Consider the following 19,942-nt stretch of genomic DNA (forward strand, 5'->3'; position numbering starts at 1 on the left):
CTCAGGCCGCCTTCGCGGCGGTGCCGCCCGCCGCGGCGCCGGCCGCGTCGAAGACGAGGACTTGCGCGGGATCGAAGGCGAAGCGCACCCGCGCGCCGGAATCGATCCGCCTGACGCCGTGCACCACCGCGACGATCGGCGCTTCGGCGAGGCGGGCGTGGAGGAAGGTCTCCGAGCCCGTCACCTCGGTGAGGAACACCGTCGCGTCGAAGCCTGCCGCCGTGTCGGGCGAGCCGATTTCCAGGCGGTGCGGCCGGATGCCGATCCTGTAGGGGCCGTCGGGAAGGCCGGCATGGGCGGGGGCTGCCCGAAAGTCGACGCCGCCGGCGCCGGCAAAGCGCGGCCCCTTCTTGGTGACGGCGAGGACGTTGAGCGGCGGGTCGGAGAAGGTGGTGGCGGTGACCAGGTCGTGCGGCGCGCGGTAGACCGCCGGCGTCTCGCCGAACTGGGTGATGCGGCCCTTCGACAGCGTCGCCGTCCGGCCGCCGAGGAGCAACGCCTCCTGCGGCTCGGTGGTGGCGTAGACGAAGATCGCGCCGGTCTCGGCGAAGATCTTCGGCAGTTCCTCGCGCAGTTCCTCGCGCAGCTTGTAGTCGAGATTGGCGAGCGGCTCGTCGAGGAGTACGAGATCGGCGTTCTTGACGAGAGCCCGGGCGAGGGCGGTGCGCTGCTGCTGGCCGCCGGAAAGGTTGAGCGGGGTGCGACCCAGATAGGGCGACATCTTCAAGAGGTCGGCGGCCTTCTTCACCGCCGCGTCGATCTCCGGCTTCGGCCGGCCGGCGACGCGCATCGGCGAGGCGATGTTCTCGTAGACGGTCAGCGTCGGATAGTTGATGAACTGCTGGTAGACCATCGCGACGTTGCGCCGGCGCACGGGAACACCCGTCACGTCGCTGCCGTCCATCATCACCTTGCCGGCGGTCGGCGCGTCGAGGCCGGCCATCAGCCGCATCAGCGAGGTCTTGCCGGAAAGCGTCGGGCCGAGCAGCACGTTCAGCGAGGCGCGCTGAAGCTGCATCGACACGTCGACGACGTGGTCCTCGCCCCCGACCTTCCGGCTGACATTGATGAGTTCGAGCACCTGTCATTCCTCCCATGCGCGACGCAGCGCGGCCGTCGCATCAAGCCCATCACTCGATCGCCGAAAAGGCCCCTCCAGTGCCCAAGCCGACGGTTCTTCCCGACGGGCGCGGAACGCCCGGAGGGAAGGCGTCGGGATCACAGACCCGGAGACACTTTCCATTCTCTGAGCTTGTAGACCGTGCCCGGACGCGGCCGTGGCTTGTCGGCGCCTTCCTTCATGCGACGCTTGAAGGAATGGATGGGCGTCGCCCTGTCGTCGATGCGCACTTCGACGACGCTCGGCCCGTCATGGGCGAAGGCTTCGTCGAGGGCGGCGGCGATATCGTCGGGCTTATCGACATAGATGCCCTTCAGACCGAGCCCGGCCGCAGCGGCGGCAAAGCCCGGCTGAACGCTCTGGGTCTCGAGCATCGCCGACTGTACGTTCTTGAAGAAGATCTCCTGCCAGAGCTGGATCCAGCCAAGCCGGCCATTGTTGATGACGACGTTGACGACCCGTTGATTGAACTGGGCCTGGGTCGCCAGCTCGCCGATCGTGTAGGAGAAGGCGCCATCGCCGGCGACGGTCACGATGCGGGCATCAGGCCGCGTCGCCGCTGCGCCGATCGCGCCGGGGACCGAATAGCCGAGGCCGCCCTGTCCGCGCGCATAGATGAACTGGCGGCCGGGCTTCTTCGCCGGCAGGAACTGGGCGATCCAGCCGGCAGCAAAGGATGCGTCGGACACGACGATGTCGTCCTCGTCAAGCCGCTTGGCGATTTCCGCCATGACGCGCGGCGGCGAGATGGGGATCGATTCCGAGGCGATCTCCTCGGCCTTCGCTCGTTCGCCTTCGGCCTTCACCTCGGCGATGCGCGAGTCCCATTCGGCTCGCGTGCCGGCAAGCGAGCCGCCGAGCGATCGGTCGAGAGCGGTGACGATCTCGCGCACGTCCCCGAGCAGCGGCACGGTCGGGCGGAAGGTGCGGCCGTGCTCCAGGGGGTCGCAATCGATGGTGATCGTCGCCTGTTCGGGCGTCGGGAGGCTCCAGTTCATGCCGGTGTTCTGGCTGACCTTCGAGCCGCACCAGATGACGAGATCGGCCTCCTTGATCAGTTCGATCGCTGCCCAGGACCCGAGCGGATTGAGGACGCCCGCCGCATAGGGCCGGGTTTCCGGGACCGAGCCCTTGCCCGAAAGCGAGGTGACGACAAGCCCGCCGAGGCGGTCGGCAAAGGCGGTCACCTCTTTGGCCGCGTCCGACCCATGGACCCCGCCGCCGCAGACGAGCGCCGGGCGCTTCGCCTTTCGGATCAGCTCGGCAGCCTCGGCGATCGCTCCGCCGGGCGCGGTGGAGCGCAGATAGGGTGTCCTGACCGAGCGATCGTCGACCGCGATCCTGATCGTCTCCTCATCCCATTCGGCGTCGAAGATGTCGTGCGGGATGATGAGGGCGACCGGACCGGGGCGCGGCGCGGTCGCAACCCGGTAGGCCGTGCGGATGAGTTCGGGAAGAGCCGCGATCGAGGGCACGAGCCAGGCTTGCTTCGAGCAGCTCTGGAAGAAGGAGAGCTGGTCGAACCCTTGGGAGGCGATGCCCTTCTCCTTCAAAGGCAGCCAGTCCAGCGGCAACTCCCCGACGATGCCGATCATCGGAATGGAGGCGTTGAGCGCTTCGAGAAATCCGGCGGGCAAGAGGTTGGCGCCCGGCCCGACCGTCACGTCGCAGACGCCCGGCTTTCCCGTGAGCCGGGCATAAGCGTCGGCGGCATAGGCGGCGTTGCGCTCGTCGCGCATCAGGATATGGCGGATGCGATCGGTGCGCCGGGAGATGCCGTCGTGGAGGGCGGTGGTCTGGCCGCCGGGCATGCCGAAGACGAGTTCGGTGCCCTGCTGCGCCAGCATTTCTGCGACGAGGTCGCCAATATGGGCCATGGTCGATGCTTTCGTGCGAGTGTTCGGGGAGGCCATCAAGGCCGGCCCCTCGATGACGCGGGATTGGGCGCCTGGTGGATTGAATTTGACGTCTGATGCCCGACCGGGTGAGGTGTCGCAACAAATGTCAATTCGAAAAATCCAATTTAATCATGGACTTGACTTGTGGTGTGTCGATTCCGACATTTGCTGAAAGGTCTCCACGGGACGGGACCGAATGTCGGAAACGGAGCGCTGGATCATGCGACCGAGCGCACCGGGCTCTGAGAAGCGGATGGCGGACCGGGATCTGCGTCGATGTCGGACAGCCGCGCGCAGGCGTTGCGATAGCGGCGATAGCCGGAATCCAGTCGCGCCGTATGGTCCGGCCTCGGCTCGAAATGCCGATCGACCTTCACCATGGCGGCGATGGCGGCCGGAAGATCGGCGAAGAGCCCGGCGGCGACCGCTCCGCACATGGCCGTGCCCTTGGCACCGAATTCCGAGCCGCTTGCGATCTGCAGGGGCATCGCCAGGGCATCGGAGAACATCTGCGACCACACGTCGTTGCGCGCGGGACCGCCGGCGAGGCGTATGCTCGTCGGCTTGGCCGCCTCCCGCCCGTCCAGCAACTGATCGACATCGGTGCGATGGGCAAACACGATGCCTTCGAAGACCGCGCGGGCCACGTCGCCGAGATCATGGCCGGCCTCGGCCCCGATCAGACTGCCGGTCGCGCCGTTCGGCCCGCCGAAAAGGAAGGGGAAGAAGATCATCCGGCTCTTGCGGTCGAGCCGCTCGGCGACGAGGCTTCCCAGATGGTCGTAGATCGATTTGCCCTCAGCGCGCACCCGGTCGGCCTCGGCCGAAAGAAGCGTCTTGACGAACCATTCGAGGTTGCTGGCCGAGCGGGGTGTCGCGATCGTGGCGATGAAGAGATCGTCCAGCGGATAGGGTGACTGCAGCGTCGGAAGCGGATCGACGGTCGGCTGGCGATGCAGCGTCGAATTGATGGAGAAGGTTCCGGCAACGATTCCGAGCTGATCGGGAGAGGCAAGGCCGGAGGCGATCGAACAGGCGACGACGTCGTAGACGCCGTTTGCGACCGGCGTTCCGGCCTTCAAGCCGGTGAGCCGTGCCGCCGCCTCCGTGACATGGCCGACGATCGATGCGGACGGCCTGATCTCCGGCAGTTTCGGCGCGATGGCAGACAGGCCGAGAAGTCCCAAGGCTTCGCTGGAATATGAGGAAGTGCGCGTATCGATGAGCCCGGCGCACCCGGCATCGGTCGCGTCCGTCGACATGGTCCCCGTCAGCCGAAGCCGCAGGAAGTCCTTGCACCCGAGAACCCGGTGGGTGCGGGCAATCGTTTCCGGCTCGTGTCGATCGAGCCAGCCGAGAATGGCGAGGGTCTGGCCCGGCCAGATCTCGGCCTGGGTCAACGGCTCCACCTGGCCCTTCAAGCCCCTGGCGTGCCAGTCCGCAATCACCGACAGGCTGCGTGAATCGGTCGAGACGAAACCCGGCCGCACCACGGCGCCCGCCGCGTCCACGAGAAAGATGCCTGCGCCGAAACCCGACGGTGTGATGACCGCCACGTCCTCGGGGCGAGTGCCGGTGCGATCAAGCACGAGGCGGATCGCCTCGCATGTCGCCTGCCACATCGCATCCGGATCGCGTTCGGTGCGCCCGGGGCCCGGAAAGAGCATCTTGTTCGGGCGGTTCTCGCAGCCGAGCTCACGCCCCTGAAGGTCGAAGACGGCGACCTTCGTCATCGTTCCACCGGCATCGATTCCGATGAGGCGCTCTCTCATGACGTCCTCCCATGCGAGCTGCGCATCCAGGCGACAAACGCTCCTCCCAAGGATCGGTCAATCGCGCAACTTGTAATGACAAGTAAGAGAAAGACAGGGGCGCAGCCGATTGTCAATGGGCTCTAAACCGTGATTCATCGCTGCATTTGCGCTGTTTCCTTGTGCAATGCAGCAGAAGTCGACGAAGCGCACATGCGTTCAGGACTGACTTGTCATTACAAATCTGTTGGCGTATCCGATGTGTCGCGCGGGAGGAGATCACGCAAATGAGATCACGCAGGGCGCTGCTCGGCGAACTCGCCGACAGCGGCGGATGGACCGGGGTCGTCATTCTCGGAGGCGGCATCAACGGGATCGGCGTCTATCGCGATCTCGCCGCCCAGGGCGTGCCGGCGCTTCTCGTCGACAAGGGCGATTTCTGCTCGGGCACGAGTGCAGCGCCCTCGCGCCTCATCCATGGCGGCTTGCGCTATCTGGAGACGGGTGAGTTCGCGCTGGTGCGGGAGTCGGTCGAGGAGCGTAACCACCTCCTCAACAACGCACCGCATCTGGTGCGCCCCCTGCCTGTGTGGGTCCCGCTCTTTTCCTGGGGAGGCGGCCTGTTCGAGGCCGGTTTGCGGTTTCTGCGACTCCGCAAGGATCCCGGCGCCAAAGGCGCGGCCCTCGTCAAGATCGGCCTCGCCATCTTCGACCGCTTCGGACGGGTCGCCAAGACCATGCCGAACCACCGGATGGTCCGGCGAGAGTTGGCCCTCGCTGCGGTTCCCTCACTCAACGGCCGGGTCAAGATCGTCGGCGAATATTACGATGCACGCCTGACCTCCCCCGAACGGCTCGGCCTGGAAATCGTCGTCGATGCCGAGACCGATTGCCAAAGCTCGGTCGCGCTGCCCTATGTGGAGGCGTCCGGCATCGAGAACGGCAATCTCGTGCTGACGGATCTCGTGGACAATCGGCGCTTCACCGTCTCGCCGAGCGTCGTCGTCAATTGCACCGGCGCCTGGCTGGACGACGTCGATCGAAACCTCGGCATCCGCGAGCGGCTGACCGGCGGCACGAAAGGGTCCCACCTTGTCCTGAAGCGACCCGACCTCGCCGGCGAACTCGGCGATCGCATGCTCTATTTCGAGACCCGCGATCACCGCGCCTGCCTCATCTACGCGATCGACGAGGCCCATTGCATTCTCGGCACGACCGACCTGCGAACGGACAGCCCCGACGACACGACCTGCTCCGACGCCGAGATCGACTATCTCTTCGACGTCCTGTCGGAAATCCTGCCCGATCGTCCGCTGTCGCGGTCGGACATCGTCTTCACATATGCCGGGGTTCGGCCGCTGCCTGCGACGGCAGCGGGCGCGACGGGCGCCATAAGCCGGGATCATTCGATCCGGGCTTTCGAGGCGGACGCTGGACGTCCGTTCCCGCTTCTCGCGCTGGTCGGCGGCAAATGGACCACCTATCGCGCATGTGCCGAACAGATCGCGGATCAGGTGCTCGAGCGCATCGGCAGACCCCGCAAGACAGCGACCCTCAGCCTGCCGATCGGCGGCGGACGGGGGCTGGAGCCCGGCGGCGATGCCGTTGCTCGTCTCGCGAAGGAGCTTTCCGAAAAATTGCCCGGCCTCACCCGCGATCAGGCGGCTCGCCTGGTCGGGCGATACGGAAGAAATGCGTTCGGCGTCGTCGGGGCGGAAGCGACGTCCTCTCTCACACCTCTTGCCACCGCCCCGAACTATTTCCGTGAGGAGATAAGGCATATCGCGACGAAGGAGCGGGTGACGCGTCTCGAAGACGTCATCCTGCGGCGAACATTGTTGCCTTTCGAGGGTTTGGCTAGAAGAGACGTCGTGGAAGAGGTCGGCGGAATCGTGGGCGAGGCTCTCGATTGGACGCGACCGAAGATCGCCGCCGAGATCAAGGCCTGCCTTCAATGTCTCGAACGGCGCTACAGGGTGGATGTCGGGTGCCATGGGTTCAAAGAATGCAAGGATGGCCCCGCAGTCAGAAGCGTTGAGTGACGCAGCGCCGGATCCGCGGGCCGATCCGCCGCCGGCCTTCGTTCAGGCAAAGCCGCTTCAGCGCAATCCCGCAAGCGGGCCGCTCTGGGCGCAGCTGCGGCAAGCCCTCATCGACTATATCGCTGCCGAGGCTTTGCGCGCCCATACGCGCCTGCCCTCCGAGCCCGAACTCTGCGACCTCTTCTCGGTCTCGCGAACGGTCGTTCGCGAAGCCTTGAACCAACTCGTCAACGAGGGCCAGGTCTATCGCATCCAGGGCAGGGGCACCTTCGTCGCCGGCGGCCGCGAGGATCATGATTTCGTCGGCACGACGGTCGGCTTCTCCAGCGATTTTCGCGGCACCGATCGTCATATCGTCCGGCAGGTCCTGAACCAGACGCTGCGCCCGGCCACCGCCCGCGAGGCAAAGTTCATGCGCATCGCGATCGATGCGCCGATCGTCGCGATCGAGCGTCTTCTCGTCGTCGACCGCCTTCCCCGGCTTTGGGTGTCGACCGCCATCCTGCCGGCGGCTTCGCCGAGCCTGGAAACGATCGCGCTCGAAAACCGGTCGCTATACGAGACCCTGCGCCGGCAATACGGCATCGTCTTCAAGCATGCCGAACGCTGGATCGAGGCGATCAACGCCGACGAGACGATCGCCGAACTCCTGCAGGTCGAGCTCGGTGAAGCGTTGGTGAAGATTGAATCGATCAGCTTCGACCAGAATGACGTTCCCGTCGAATATTACGTCGCCTATCAAAGAACCGACAAATCGCGTCTGCACTTTCGTATCCGGAGCTGACGATGGGCCGGACGGCTCTTCAAGGCGTCGGCTGAAGAATCGTCTCCGATTTCGACTGGAGCTGGACTCCAACTCCAAGCCATCAAGGTCCGCCGGAACGGCAACAATGCCCGCCGAACTGTGCCTTTACAGGCTGCAACCATACGAAGCGCCGGGAACAGGATAATACGAGATCCGCTCGATCAGAGCGGGGCTCGGATGAAGCCCGCGCGGCGAATGAGCGTCGTTGTTTCCGGATCACGAAGTGATCTGCCGGAAACCGAATAAAGCGGTGTGAGCGCTCGCTCCCTGAGCTTGGCCGGTCAGTTTCGCAGCGTCGACCGCTCGATGCCGAGATCGTCGGCGATCTCCCCGACCGTGCGACCCCGCGTCTCCATCATCCAGACGGCCTTCTCGTCGAATTCCTGCCGAAGCGGCGGCATGAGCTGCCCACGACATGCTCCTCTTTCCTTCAGAGGAGCTCTCCATTGTCCCAAGGCAAGTCCAATCAGCCCCGCGCCGTCCGGGCGAGCGTCACGCCGCGGCGCTTCGGCGCCTCGTGGTCGTGGCTGTGGTCCTCGAAGATGCCGTATTCGGTGGCCTGCTGGTAGAGCATGTCGCCCTTGGCGCCGGCGAGGATCCGCAGTTCCTTCAGTTCGCACAGGAGGGTGATGCGGAAGGCGAGGGCGCGCAGATGCACCCGGTTGTAGCAGAAGAAGGCGAGCCGGGCCCGCTCCATCGGGGCGATCGCGCGGATCAGGTCGTCGCGCAGGTCGCCGTCCAAGCGCAGGAGCTGCGCGAGGAGATCCAGGGACACCGGACAGGTCGTCTCGTTGGGAATTCCATCGCGGTTGGCTGCCATGTGGTCCTCTCTTTCCGGCCTCGCAAACCTTCTTGCCTGTTTGACACCGTTCGCCCGACCTCAGCACCGTAGCTCAGGGAGCTTGCCCTGGCCTTGCTCACGCAGTCGTGAGCGCATGTAATTTGCAGGCGAAACTTAATATCTATGCATGGTGATGCAGCAACAGGCACCGTCGTTGCCTGTCCTTCGCTCGTTCCGGAGCAAATTTTTACATGGGCGTGCGTCGGCTGACAGTAATCGCACAGCCGCGCCGGCGGGGGCGCCGGCCTGCGGGATCGAGCTGAAACGAACACGACCCGGACACGCGGGTCCGCGCGGATCGCTGTCCCCCGGCGTCTCGAGCATGATCCCGAAAAGTGTGAACCGGATTTCGGAAGAGATCATGCTCAAACAGGAAGATTGAGGGGGAGGATGAGCGAAGCGCATTCCCTCCCGCTCTAGTGGATTGAATTTGATATTTGGGTCCCGATCGGGTGAGGCGTCGTATCAAATGTCGAATTCGAAAAATCCACCAGGATCATAATCTTGGCTCGTGGTCTTTCGATTCCGACATTTGCTGCGCGGTCTCGACAAAGCGGTACCAAATGTCGGAATCGGACCACTAGATCTGCGGCCGGCGGGCGAGAATCATGTAGTTGACGTCGCGGTCGCGGGAGAGCTGCCAGTCGTCGGTCAGCGGGTGATAGACGACGCCGGTCTCGTCGAGGATCGAAAGCCCGGCACCCTCGACCGGCCTGGCGATCTCCCCGGGCCGCACCAGCTTGGCATATTGATGCGTGCCCTTCGGCAGCCAGCCGAGCACGTATTCGGCCCCGACGATGGCGAAGGCGAGGGCCTTGAAGGTCCGGTTGATCGTCGCGACGAAGAGCAGGCCGCCGGGCTTCACCATCGCCGCGCAGGAGGAGAGGAACAGGTCGACGTCGGCGACGTGCTCGACGATCTCCAGCGCCAGCACCACGTCGAAGCGCTCGCCGCCGGCCGCGATCGCCTCGGCCGTCGTCGCCCGGTAGTCGATGGCGAGACCCGAGCCCTCGGCGTGCAGCCTCGCGACCTCGATGTTGGTTTCGGAGGCGTCGGCGCCGCCGACGCCGGCGCCGAGCCGGGCCAGCGGTTCCGCCATCAGGCCGCCGCCGCAGCCGATGTCGAGCACCGAGAGGCCCTCGAACGGCTTCGGCTTCATGGTGTCGCGGTCGAAATTCGTCGCCATCTCGCGGCGGATGTAGTCCAGCCGGACGGGATTGAACTTGTGCAGCGGCTTGAACTTGCCGGCCGGGTTCCACCACTCTTTGGCGAGGCGCGAGAAGCGCTCGACCTCGCCCGTATCGATCGTCGTTGCGTCCGGCATCGATCCGTTCCGTTGATTGCCATGCCCGCGGGATGTTCGCTTCCGCGGCGCGAAGTCAAGCACCCGGGCGGAGGGCGGACGCTTCAAAAGCCGGCTACGCAAAGCCGGCAAACGAGAATCCCCTTCCACCTGCCGGAACGACACCGGTGTCCCGGCGCTTGACAGCGCGGCACTGCAACTGCCGGGAGCCCCGTCCGCCGTGAGTCTCGACGTCGCCGCACTTTCAGCTTCCGCCCGCCGGCCGGCGCGTCTCGCCCCCGTCGTCGCGGTTCCGGTGCGCAACGAGGCGGAGCGGATCGCCGAGTTGATCGCAGCGCTCGGCCGCCAGAGCTGGCTTGCCGGCGGGGACGATGTCCTGCCCGTCGTCATGGTCTTCAACAACTGCAGCGACGATTCCGCCGTGATCGCGGCCGCCGCGGCGGCGCTCGATCCGCGGCTGGCGCTCCATCCGGTCACAGTGAACTTTCCCCCCGCCGTCGCCCATGTCGGCTCGGCACGCCGGCTGGCGCTCGAGGTCGCGCGCAGGCTGCTGCCGGAAAGCGTCGATGGCGTGCTCCTGACGACCGATGCCGACGCGCGGCCCCGCGCCGGCTGGATCGAGGCCAATCTCGCCGCCATCGCCGCCGGCGCCGACGTCGTCGGCGGACGGATCGTAGGGGACGCGACCGAGGAGGCGGCGCTCGGCAGCCGCTTCGTCGAGCGCGCCCGGGCGCACGCGCTCTACGCCGAGCTCTGCGACCGCATCACCGCGACCATCGATCCCCTCGACCACGATCCCCTGCCGCGCCATCACGATCATACCGGCGCGAGCCTTGCCGTGCGGGCGACCGCCCACGACCGCGTCGGCGGCCTACCGCCGCTGGCGTTCCGGGAGGATCTCGCCTTCGTGTCGCGGCTGCGCGCCGCCGGTGCGAGGCTGCGTCACGATCCGGCGGTGGAGGTGGAGGTCTCGGCACGGACCGTCGGCCGCGCCGCCGGCGGCATGGCCGACTGCCTGCGGCACTGGGTGGATCTCGCGAACGCCGAGGCTCCGCATCTCGTCGAGGCGCCGGCGCGGGTCGTCGCGCGGGCAAGGCTCCGCTCCTATCTGCGCAGCGCCGGGTTCGGCGATGGCGGCGGGCAGGACCTCGCCAGCCTCCTCGGCATTCCGGCGCGCGACTGGCGCCTGCGGCAGGCGGACGGCAGTTTCCGCGCCTATCTCGTGGAGCGCTTTGCGCCGGACGAGCCGGATGCGCCCGCGACCATGCCCGTGGCCGAGGCGATCGCCGAGCTCGAGGCCCGCCTCCTTGCCTTCGAAGGGTTCAGCCATGCGGCGTGATCCGCCGTCGCCGTCGCCGTCGCCCACGGCCAAAAAGGCCGAAGGGGGCCTCGCGCATCTGTCCCGCGAGATCGCCCGTCTCGCCGCGGACGAGCCGGAACGGGAGGCCTTTCCGTCCCGTGCCTTCGATGCGCTGCGCCGGCTCGGGCTGACCGCCCGGCCGCCGATCGGGGCCGGCAGCGGCGGCGAATTGCTGCGGCTCCTCGCGGCGGTCGGACGCGGCGATCTCGGCGTCGGGCGGATCTTCGAGGGCCATGTCAACGCGCTCGATCTCGTCGCCCGCTTCGGCTCCGGCGCGATTCGCGAGGCCGTCGCCGAAGAGGCCGGGCGCGGCGCGCTTTTCGGGGTCTGGAACACCGACGACGTCGATGCCCCGCTGCGGGTTTCCGGCGACCGGCTCGCGGGACGAAAGAGCTTCGCCTCGGGGGTCGACGGGCTCTCCTTCGCCATCGTCACCGCGCCGGTGACGACCGGGCGCCAGATGTTCCTGGTGCGGCTCGCCGGCGTCGCCGTCGATCGCTCCTGGTGGAAGCCGCTGGGCATGAAGTCGTCGGGGAGTCACGTCGTCGACTTTGCCGGCGTCCCGGCAGAGCACATCGAAGCGCTCGGGAGGCCGGACGACTATCTGAAAGAGCCGTGGTTCACCGGCGGGGCGGTGCGTTTCGCAGCGGTGCAGGCAGGCGGCGTCGAGGCGGTCTTCGATGCCGCGCTCGCCCATCTTCGACGCACCGGCCGGGCCGGCAATCCGCATCAGGCGCATCGCATCGGCCGGATGGGACTTGCCGTCGAAACCGTGCGCCTGTGGCGGAACGCAGCCGGCAGCGCCCTCGACGAAGCTTTGGCCGCCGGCGGCGAAGGTGTTGCGGCGGAAAAGCTCGTCGCCACCGCCAACGGATTTCGCAGCCTTGTCGAGGATTGCGCCATGCGGGTGCTCGACGAGGCCGAGCGGGCCGTCGGGGCGGCCGGCTTCAACGCGCCCCACCCGCTGGAGCGGCTGGTCGCCGATTTGCGCACCTATCTTCGCCAGCCCAATCCGGACGGGGCGCTGGCGGGCTTTGCCGAATGGCTCGTCGCCGGCGATCGCGATGCCCCGGGAGAGGCGAATTGAGCCCGCCGAGCCTGTGCGACCCCCGCGCGATCGACGCCGCGCGGGTCCTCGTCGTCGCGCCGCATCCGGACGACGAGAGCCTCGGCTGCGGCGGCCTGATGGCGCTGCTCGGCGCCGACAACCGGCTGATCCACACGCTGTTCGTCACCGACGGCGGCGCCTCGCATCCTGCCTCCCCGAGCTGGTCGCGCCAGCGCCTCGCCGCCCGGCGCGAGGCGGAGGCCGCGGAAGCGCTCGCCCGGCTGGGGCTCGGCCGCCATCCCCGCAGCTTCCTCAAGCTGCGCGACGCCGACATGCCCGCGCCCGGAACCGCCGGATTCGACGCGGCCTGCAGCGCCGTCGCGGCTCTCCTCAAACGCTTCGAGCCGGGGCTGATGCTGCTGCCGTGGCGGCGCGACCCGCATCGCGACCACCGCGACTCCCATGCTCTCGTGACGGCGGCCGCGGCCGCGGCGAAGCTTGCCCCGGCGATCCTCGAATATGCGGTGTGGCTCGACGAGTTCGGCGACGCGGCGGACAGGCCGCGCCCCGGCGAGATGGAGCCGGTCGCCTTCGACATCGCCGCGGCGCTTTCGAGGAAGCGCCACGCGGTCGACGCCCACCAGTCCCAGACGAGCGCGCTGATCGACGACGATCCGACGGGCTTTCGTCTCACCGAGGCGACGATCGCCCGGCTCGTCGGGCCCGTCGAGAGCTACTGGCGGCCATGCGCCGGGTGATCGGGCCGGCCGGCTTCGAGGCGCTGTTTCGCGCCGACCCCGACCCGTGGGGCTATGCGCGCTCGCGCTTCGAGCGGCAGAAGCGCGGCGTGCTCCTTTCCGGCTGCGGCGCGCATGTCCGCGGCCGGGTGCTGGAACTTGCCTGCGCCAACGGCGAGACGAGCGCCGCGCTGTCGCGGCTGGCGCTCAGGCTGATCGCCGCCGATGCCTCGCCGGCGGCGCTGCGGCTCGCCGAAGAGCGCAACCGCGGCAGGCCGCGCATCCGCTTCGTCGCCGGCATCCTGCCGCGCGACATGCCGCGCGGGCCGTTCGACCTGATCGTCGCCTCGGAGATCCTCTACTATCTCGCGCCGCGCGATCTCGACGCCTGCCTGCGGCGCATCGAGACGGCGCTCGCGCCCGGCGGGCGGCTGGTTCTCCTCCACCACCTCGTCGCCTTCGACGACGCCGCCACCCGGCCTGCGGAAGCGACGCGCCGCGCCGAGCGCCATTTCGGCAGGTGCTGGCGGCGCGTCGCCACCCGCCGCACCGGCCGCTACAAGATGACGGCCTTTGCGAGGCCGCGGCTGCGGCGTGGATGACGCGCAGGCCCGGCAGGCCCGGCCGGCGATCGCGGCGGCCGCCCTCCTCGAAGGCGAAGGGAAAGATTGCGCCCCGCGCCGCCATCGGCTAGGGAACGCGCGCCGAGGGGGGCAGGCGCACCGCTGCCTCCGCGCGTCAACGAAAAGAGCAGCGGCCGGCCCGAGCGGGCGCTCCGCCACAGGTGAACACACACAGTCCATGGCCCGTCTCGTCCTGAAATTCGGCGGAACCTCCGTCGGCGACATCGCCCGCATTCAGAACGTCGCCCGCCATGTCAAACGCGAAGTCGACGCCGGCCATCACGTCGCCGTCGTCGTCTCGGCCATGGCCGGCAAGACCAACGAGCTGGTCGGATGGTGCCGCGACGCTTCGCCCATCCACGATGCCCGCGAATACGACGCCGTCGTCGCGAGCGGCGAACAGGTGACCGCGGGTCTCCTCGCCATCACCCTGCAGAAGATGGGGATCAACGCGCGGTCCTGGCAGGGTTGGCAGATCCCGATCCGCACCGACGGCGCGCATGGCGCCGCCCGCATCCAGGAGATCGACGCCTCGGAGATCGTCCGCAGGTTCGAGGCCGAGGAGCAGGTCGCGGTGATCGCCGGCTTCCAGGGGATCGCCCCGGACAATCGCATCGCCACCCTCGGCCGCGGCGGCTCCGACACCAGCGCGGTCGCGGTCGCCGCGGCGATCGCCGCCGACCGCTGCGACATCTACACCGACGTCGACGGCGTCTACACGACCGATCCGCGGATCGAGCCGAAGGCCCGCCGCATGGCCAGGATCTCCTTCGAGGAGATGCTCGAAATGGCGTCGCTCGGCGCCAAGGTCCTGCAGGTGCGCTCGGTCGAGCTCGCCATGGTGCACAAGGTGCGGACCTTCGTGCGCTCTTCCTTCGAGGACCCGGACGCCCCCGGCATGGGCGACTTCGACAATCCGCCGGGCACCCTCATTTGCGACGAGGACGAAATCGTGGAACAGCAGGTCGTAACCGGCATCGCCTATTCGAGGGACGAGGCGCAGATCTCGCTGCGCCGGGTCGAGGACCGGCCGGGCGTCGCCGCGGCGATCTTCGGGCCGCTGGCCGATGCCGGCGTCAACGTCGACATGATCGTCCAGAACATCTCCGAATCGGGCGACGCGACCGACATGACCTTCACCGTGCCGGCGGGGGATCTGTCCAAGGCGACGGCGATCCTCGAAAAGGCCAAGGCCGAGATGCGCTACGACGCGCTGCAGAGCGAATCCGGCCTGACCAAGGTGTCGGTGATCGGCATCGGCATGCGCAGCCACACCGGCGTCGCCGCCACCGCCTTCAAGGCGCTGGCCGGTCGCGGCATCAACATCAAGGCGATCACCACGTCCGAGATCAAGATCTCGATCCTCATCGACGGCGACTATACCGAGCTCGCGGTCAGGGCGCTGCACGGCGTCTACGGCCTCGACAAGGTCTGAGCCAGGGTCGGCCAGGCGACGCAGGCCGGCAGGATTCTTGCTTCGTAGCCGCTGACGCCTTCATTATGGACGCCGACCCGCGATTGCAGGCGCGGCGCTTTGTCGCGGAGCGGTTCTGTGATGGAGTGGCGGGAGGCGGAATCGATTCTCGATGTCGTCGATCGCGGCGGAGAACGGAAGGCTGGGTTGAACAGGAGCGACACCTCAGGTCCGCGCGTTCTGATGCGGCGTATCCGGGAGCTGATGATCGAGCCCCTGGAGCCGCAGGCGCGTCTCGACCAGATCGTCAAGCTCATCGCCAAGCACATGGAAACCGAGGTCTGCTCGCTTTATGTGCTGCGGGCCGACGGCGTGCTCGAACTCTATGCCACCGAGGGCCTCAATCCCGGCTCGGTCCACCTGGCGCAGCTGCGGCTCGGCGAGGGCCTCGTCGGCACCATCGCCGCGACGGCGCGGCCGCTCAACCTTTCCGACGCCCAGAACCATCCGGCCTTCACCTACCTGCCGGAGACCGGGGAGGAGGTCTACGCCACCTTCCTCGGCGTACCGGTGCTGAGAGCCGGGCGCACGCTCGGCGTGCTCGTCGTCCAGAACAAGGCGGCGGGCCGGGTCTATCCCGAAGAGGAGTCCGAGGCGCTCGAGACCGTCGCGATGGTGGTCGCCGAGATGATCGCCGCCGGCGGCCTCGAAGGCCTGTCGCGCCCCGGCGTCACCCTCGACCTGACGCGCCCGGTCAACTTCTCCGGCCTGGCGCTGTGCGACGGCATCGGCATCGGCCGCGTCGTCTTGCACGAGCCGCGGGTCATCGTCTCCAGCCTCTTCAACGAAGACGTCGAGACCGAGGTCTCGCGTCTCGTCCAGGCGCTGGCGATCCTGCGGGAATCGATCGAGGACATGCTGGCGCGGCGCGACGTCGCCGACGAGGGCGAGCACCGCGCGGTGCTCGAGACCTATCGCAAGTTCGCCCAGGACCGCGGCTGGGTCCGGCGGCTGGAGGAGGCGGTGCGCAACGGCCTCACCGCCGAGGCCGCCGTCGAGAAGGTGCAGTCGGACATGCGGGCGCGCATGATGCACCTCACCGACCCCTATATCCGCGAGCGGCTGCACGACTTCGACGATCTCGCCAACCGGCTGCTGCGCCAGCTGATCGGCCAGGACGGCGTCGGCAAGGACGCGACCGACGCCGTGGTCGTCGCCCGCAACATGGGCGCTGCCGAACTCCTCGACTATCATCGCGGCCAGATCCGCGGCCTCGTACTCGAGGAAGGCGCGGCGACGAGCCATGTCGTCATCGTCGCCCGGGCCCTGGGCATCCCCGTCGCAGGCCAGGTGAAGGGCGCCGTCTCGATGTCGGAGAACGGCGACCCGATCGTCGTCGACGGCGAGACCGGCGACGTCCATCTGCGCCCGCCGCCCGAGGTCCATTCGCTGTTTGCCGACAAGCTGCGCTTCCGGGCCGAGCGCCAGCAGCGCTACCGCTCGCTGCGCGACGTCGCGTCGCGGACCCGCGACGGCCTCTCGATCGGGCTGCAGGTGAATGCCGGGCTGCTCGTCGACCTGCCCCAGCTGGTCGAATCCGGCGCCGGCGGCATCGGCCTGTTCCGCACCGAGCTGCAGTTCATGGTCGCCTCGACCATGCCGCGGGCCGGCGATCAGGAGCGGCTCTACCGGGCGGTGCTCGACTCGGCGGGGGAGCGGCCGGTCACCTTCCGCACGCTCGACGTCGGCGGCGACAAGCTGCTGCCCTACCTCGCGCACGGGGCGGAGGAGAACCCGGCGCTGGGCTACCGCGCGATGCGGCTCGCCCTCGACCGGCCGGGCCTGCTGCGCACCCAGCTGCGGGCGCTGCTCAAGGCGGCGTCCGGGGGGCGGCTGCGCATCATGTTCCCGATGATCACCGACGTCGCCGAGCTGAAGGCCGCCCGCGGCTTCCTGCAGCGCGAGCTCGAGCATCTCGATCGCTTCGGCTATCCGCGGCCGGTCGACGTCAAGGTCGGGGCGATGCTCGAGGTGCCCTCGCTGATCTTCCAGCTCGATCCGCTGATGCAGGATCTCGACTTCGTCTCGATCGGTTCGAACGACCTGTTCCAGTTCTTCTTCGCCGTCGACCGCGGCAACGCCAATGTCGCGACCCGCTACGACGACCTTTCCGCCCCCTTCCTGCGGGCGCTGAGGACGGTGGTGCGGGCCGGCGAACGCCACAAGGTGCCGGTGTCGCTCTGCGGCGAGATGGCGGGGCGGCCGCTGTCGGCGATGGCGCTGATCGGCCTCGGCTTCCGCGACATCTCCATGGCGCCGCCGTCGATCGGCCCGGTGAAGTCCATGCTGCTGGCGCTCGATGCGGGCGCGCTGGCGGACGAGTTGCGCGCCTTCCTCGACGATCCGCAGCAGGCCGGATCGGCCCGGCCGCTGCTGAGGGATTTCGCCGAGCGCCACCGCATCCCATATTAGCCCTGCGACGCTTCGGGCCTCGATGGCGGCGGAACCTTTGGGCTCCGTCCCGGCCGACTGCGCACCGTCCCCTCTCGCAAGCTCATCGAACCGGATATTCATGGCGACTCTGCCGAACGCGACACTCAACGAAATCCTCGGCCGCTTCACGCGTCTCGAAAACGAGATGGCGAAGGGGCCGGAGCACGAAGTCTATGCCAGGCTCGCCGCCGAATACGCCTCGCTGGAGGACGTCGTCGCCGCGATCCGCGACTATCGCCGGGCCGAGGAGGAACTGAAAGGATCGCGGGCGCTGCTCAACGATCCCTCGGCCGACCGCGAGATGCGCGAACTCGCCGAACTGGAGATCGACAGCCTGCGCGAGCGGATCGAGGACCTCACCGCCCGCATCCAGATCCTGCTGCTGCCGAAGGACGCCGCCGACGAGAAGGGCGCGATCCTGGAGATCCGCGCCGGCACCGGCGGTTCGGAGGCCGGGCTGTTCGCCGGCGACCTGTTCCGGATGTACCAGCGCTATGCCGAGCTCAACCGCTGGAAGATCGAGGTGCTGTCGGCGAGCGACGGCGAGGTCGGCGGCTACAAGGAGGTGATCGCCGCGATCCGGGGGCCGGGCGTCTTCTCGCGGCTGAAGTTCGAATCCGGCGTCCACCGGGTGCAGCGGGTGCCGGAGACCGAGTCCGGCGGCCGGATCCACACCTCCGCGGCGACCGTCGCGGTGCTGCCGGAGGCCGAGGACATCGACGTCGAGGTCCGGGCGGAAGACATCCGCATCGACACGATGCGCGCCTCCGGGGCCGGCGGCCAGCACGTCAACACGACGGATTCGGCCGTGCGGATCACCCACCTGCCGACCGGCATCGTCGTCACCTCGTCGGAAAAGTCGCAGCACCAGAACCGCGCCCGGGCGATGCAGGTGCTGAAGGCGCGGCTGTTCGACCTCGAGCGCCAGAGGGCCGACGACGAGCGCTCGGCCGCCCGCAAGAGCCAGGTCGGCACGGGCGACCGCTCCGAGCGCATCCGCACCTACAACTTCCCGCAGGGGCGGGTCACCGACCACCGCATCAACCTCACCCTCTACAAGCTCGACCGGGTGATCGAGGGCGAGATGGACGAACTCGTCGAAGCGCTGGTCGCCGACCATCAGGCCCGGCTGCTCGCGGCCGTCGGGGTCGAGGCAGAGGCGTGAGGCGCGCCGGATGAACCGGCCATCCGGAGAGCCCGGCACGAGCGGGGCGAGGCCGCTTGAGACGACGCCCGGCGGGCCGGCGGCTGCGGCGCCGGATCGCGCCGCCGAAACGACTGGGCGGCTCGGCGATCTCTACCGTGCCGCGGCGCAAAGGCTGCGCGAGGCCGCCCCGCCCGATGCTGCCGGTTCCGACGGCCCCGCTGCCGCCACGGCGACGCCGGAACTCGACGCGCGGCTGCTCCTTGCCGAGGCGGCGGGGATCGCGCCGGCCGAGGTGCACCGGGCGAGCGGCCGTCCGGTCGGGGGAGAGGTTGCGGGCCGCCTCGAAACCTTCCTGTCCCGGCGCATCGCCGGCGAACCGGTGCACCGGATCATCGGCCGCCGCGCCTTCTACGACCACGAATTCGCCCTTTCGCCCGAGACGCTCGAGCCGCGCCCCGAGACCGAGATTCTCGTCGAGGTCGCGCAGCCGATCCTCGCCGCGGCGGCAGAGGCCCGCGGCGAGGCACTCTTCGCCGACATCGGCACCGGCACCGGCGCGATCGCCGTCTCGCTGCTGGCGCTTTGCCGGCAGGCGCGGGCGGTGGCGAGCGACATCGCCGAGGGGGCGCTGCGCACCGCGCGCGCCAATGCCGAGGCCGCCGGGGTCGGCGATCGCTTCCTGCCGGTCCTTGCCGACAATCTCTCGGCATTCGGCGGCCGGTTCGACGCGATCCTCGCCAACCCGCCCTACATCCCGAGCGGCGAGATCGAGGGGCTCGACGTTTCGGTGCGCCGCTTCGATCCGCGGCTCGCCCTCGACGGTGGCCCGGACGGGCTTGCCGCCTATCGCGCGATCGCCGCCGAGGCCGGGCGCGTCCTCAGGCCGGGCGGGGCGACGGTGGTCGAGATCGGCCGCGGCCAGGCGGCGGACGTCGAGGCGATCTTTGCGGGCAGCGGCTTTCGCCCGAGCCGACGGTTCTGCGACCTTTCGGGGATCGAGCGCGTCCTCGTCCTGACCCTTTGCGAGGCGTGAACGGAAGCTTTCCCGAAGCCCGCCACGCTGCATAAGGAATCGCCATTTTGGGGCAGGGCTCCGAATCCATGTTTCATTGCGTCTGATCAAGGAGACTTGCGAGGTAGTCTGGCGACCATCCGGCGAGTTTTCGGCGTGATTTGAGGGACTTCTTGTCTTTGGCCGTTCGGATGAGATTGAGCGCGAAGTGCCGGACGACAGCCATGTTCCTGGCGCCGTGGCCTTTGCGCAGGCGAGACTGATCGTCCTTGAACAGGACGTCGAGCACCCAGTGAAGCCGGTTCTCGATGCCCCAATGGCCGCGCACGGCTGTGGCCGCCTTTTCGG

General features: G+C 68.2%; 16 protein-coding genes. 10 read left to right on the forward strand and 6 right to left on the reverse strand.

Going from position 1 to position 19,942, the window contains the following annotated elements; translation table 11 throughout:
* Position 1 precedes the first annotated feature (1 nt).
* The 3 genes from J1C47_RS22685 to J1C47_RS22695 form a co-directional block, all read right to left on the reverse strand.
* A complete protein-coding gene (locus J1C47_RS22685) occupies positions 2 to 1,081 on the reverse strand; it encodes an ATP-binding cassette domain-containing protein (protein ID WP_207353095.1) in 1,080 nt (359 codons plus the stop codon).
* Positions 1,082 to 1,218: 137 nt separating this feature from the next.
* Positions 1,219 to 2,997, reverse strand: coding sequence for a thiamine pyrophosphate-binding protein (locus J1C47_RS22690; RefSeq protein WP_207353096.1), 1,779 nt, complete (start codon positions 2,995 to 2,997; stop codon positions 1,219 to 1,221).
* A 239-nt stretch (positions 2,998 to 3,236) separates the two neighbouring features.
* Complete coding sequence (locus J1C47_RS22695; RefSeq protein WP_207353097.1) at positions 3,237 to 4,790, reverse strand: FGGY-family carbohydrate kinase; 1,554 nt, start codon at positions 4,788 to 4,790, stop codon at positions 3,237 to 3,239.
* Positions 4,791 to 4,936: 146 nt separating this feature from the next.
* On the opposite strand from J1C47_RS22695, the gene J1C47_RS22700 reads away from it, so the two are divergent.
* Both J1C47_RS22700 and J1C47_RS22705 read left to right on the forward strand, forming a co-directional pair.
* A complete protein-coding gene (locus J1C47_RS22700) occupies positions 4,937 to 6,811 on the forward strand; it encodes a glycerol-3-phosphate dehydrogenase/oxidase (RefSeq protein WP_207353098.1) in 1,875 nt (624 codons plus the stop codon).
* Positions 6,804 to 7,595 (forward strand): GntR family transcriptional regulator, encoded by a 792-nt coding sequence (locus J1C47_RS22705; RefSeq protein ID WP_207353099.1) that lies wholly within the window; start codon positions 6,804 to 6,806, stop codon positions 7,593 to 7,595. The genes J1C47_RS22700 and J1C47_RS22705 overlap by 8 nt, the downstream gene beginning before the upstream one ends.
* 487 nt (positions 7,596 to 8,082) lie before the next feature.
* Here J1C47_RS22705 and J1C47_RS22710 read toward each other — a convergent pair whose 3' ends face one another.
* Complete coding sequence (locus J1C47_RS22710; RefSeq protein ID WP_207353100.1) at positions 8,083 to 8,436, reverse strand: hypothetical protein; 354 nt, start codon at positions 8,434 to 8,436, stop codon at positions 8,083 to 8,085.
* 601 nt (positions 8,437 to 9,037) lie between these two features.
* Positions 9,038 to 9,781 carry a bifunctional 2-polyprenyl-6-hydroxyphenol methylase/3-demethylubiquinol 3-O-methyltransferase UbiG gene (gene ubiG / locus J1C47_RS22715; protein WP_207353101.1) on the reverse strand — a complete coding sequence of 248 codons (744 nt, stop codon included), beginning with the start codon at positions 9,779 to 9,781 and terminating at the stop codon, positions 9,038 to 9,040.
* 199 nt (positions 9,782 to 9,980) lie between these two features.
* Here ubiG and J1C47_RS22720 point away from each other — a divergent pair, with 199 nt between their 5' ends.
* From J1C47_RS22720 to prmC, 8 genes are all read left to right on the forward strand, one after another.
* Positions 9,981 to 11,099 carry a glycosyltransferase gene (locus J1C47_RS22720; protein ID WP_207353102.1) on the forward strand — a complete coding sequence of 373 codons (1,119 nt, stop codon included), beginning with the start codon at positions 9,981 to 9,983 and terminating at the stop codon, positions 11,097 to 11,099.
* Positions 11,089 to 12,207: an acyl-CoA dehydrogenase family protein gene (locus J1C47_RS22725; RefSeq protein ID WP_207353103.1), complete on the forward strand. Its 1,119-nt coding sequence runs from the start codon at positions 11,089 to 11,091 to the stop codon at positions 12,205 to 12,207. Before J1C47_RS22720 ends, J1C47_RS22725 begins: the two co-directional genes overlap by 11 nt.
* The gene (locus J1C47_RS22730) at positions 12,204 to 12,926 is read left to right on the forward strand and encodes a PIG-L deacetylase family protein (protein WP_207353104.1); all 723 of its coding nucleotides are present in this window, start codon (positions 12,204 to 12,206) and stop codon (positions 12,924 to 12,926) included. The genes J1C47_RS22725 and J1C47_RS22730 overlap by 4 nt, the downstream gene beginning before the upstream one ends.
* Complete coding sequence (locus J1C47_RS22735) at positions 12,914 to 13,507, forward strand: class I SAM-dependent methyltransferase (protein ID WP_207353105.1); 594 nt, start codon at positions 12,914 to 12,916, stop codon at positions 13,505 to 13,507. The genes J1C47_RS22730 and J1C47_RS22735 overlap by 13 nt, the downstream gene beginning before the upstream one ends.
* A gap of 199 nt (positions 13,508 to 13,706) precedes the next feature.
* Entirely contained in the window at positions 13,707 to 14,963 is a 1,257-nt protein-coding gene (locus J1C47_RS22740; protein ID WP_207353106.1) for an aspartate kinase, read from the forward strand.
* A 243-nt stretch (positions 14,964 to 15,206) separates the two neighbouring features.
* Entirely contained in the window at positions 15,207 to 17,414 is a 2,208-nt protein-coding gene (gene ptsP, locus J1C47_RS22745) for a phosphoenolpyruvate--protein phosphotransferase (protein ID WP_245396758.1), read from the forward strand.
* Positions 17,415 to 17,514: 100 nt separating this feature from the next.
* Positions 17,515 to 18,600 (forward strand): peptide chain release factor 1, encoded by a 1,086-nt coding sequence (prfA, locus tag J1C47_RS22750; protein ID WP_207353107.1) that lies wholly within the window; start codon positions 17,515 to 17,517, stop codon positions 18,598 to 18,600.
* A gap of 10 nt (positions 18,601 to 18,610) precedes the next feature.
* The gene (gene prmC, locus J1C47_RS22755; RefSeq protein ID WP_207353108.1) at positions 18,611 to 19,615 is read left to right on the forward strand and encodes a peptide chain release factor N(5)-glutamine methyltransferase; all 1,005 of its coding nucleotides are present in this window, start codon (positions 18,611 to 18,613) and stop codon (positions 19,613 to 19,615) included.
* Between the two features lie 73 nt (positions 19,616 to 19,688).
* Here prmC and J1C47_RS22760 read toward each other — a convergent pair.
* On the reverse strand, positions 19,689 to 19,942 hold a 254-nt coding region (locus J1C47_RS22760), incomplete at its 5' end, for an ISAs1 family transposase (protein ID WP_207350506.1).

Origin of the sequence: Jiella sonneratiae (genome assembly GCF_017353515.1) — a bacterium.
Lineage (GTDB): Bacteria > Pseudomonadota > Alphaproteobacteria > Rhizobiales > Rhizobiaceae > Jiella > Jiella sonneratiae.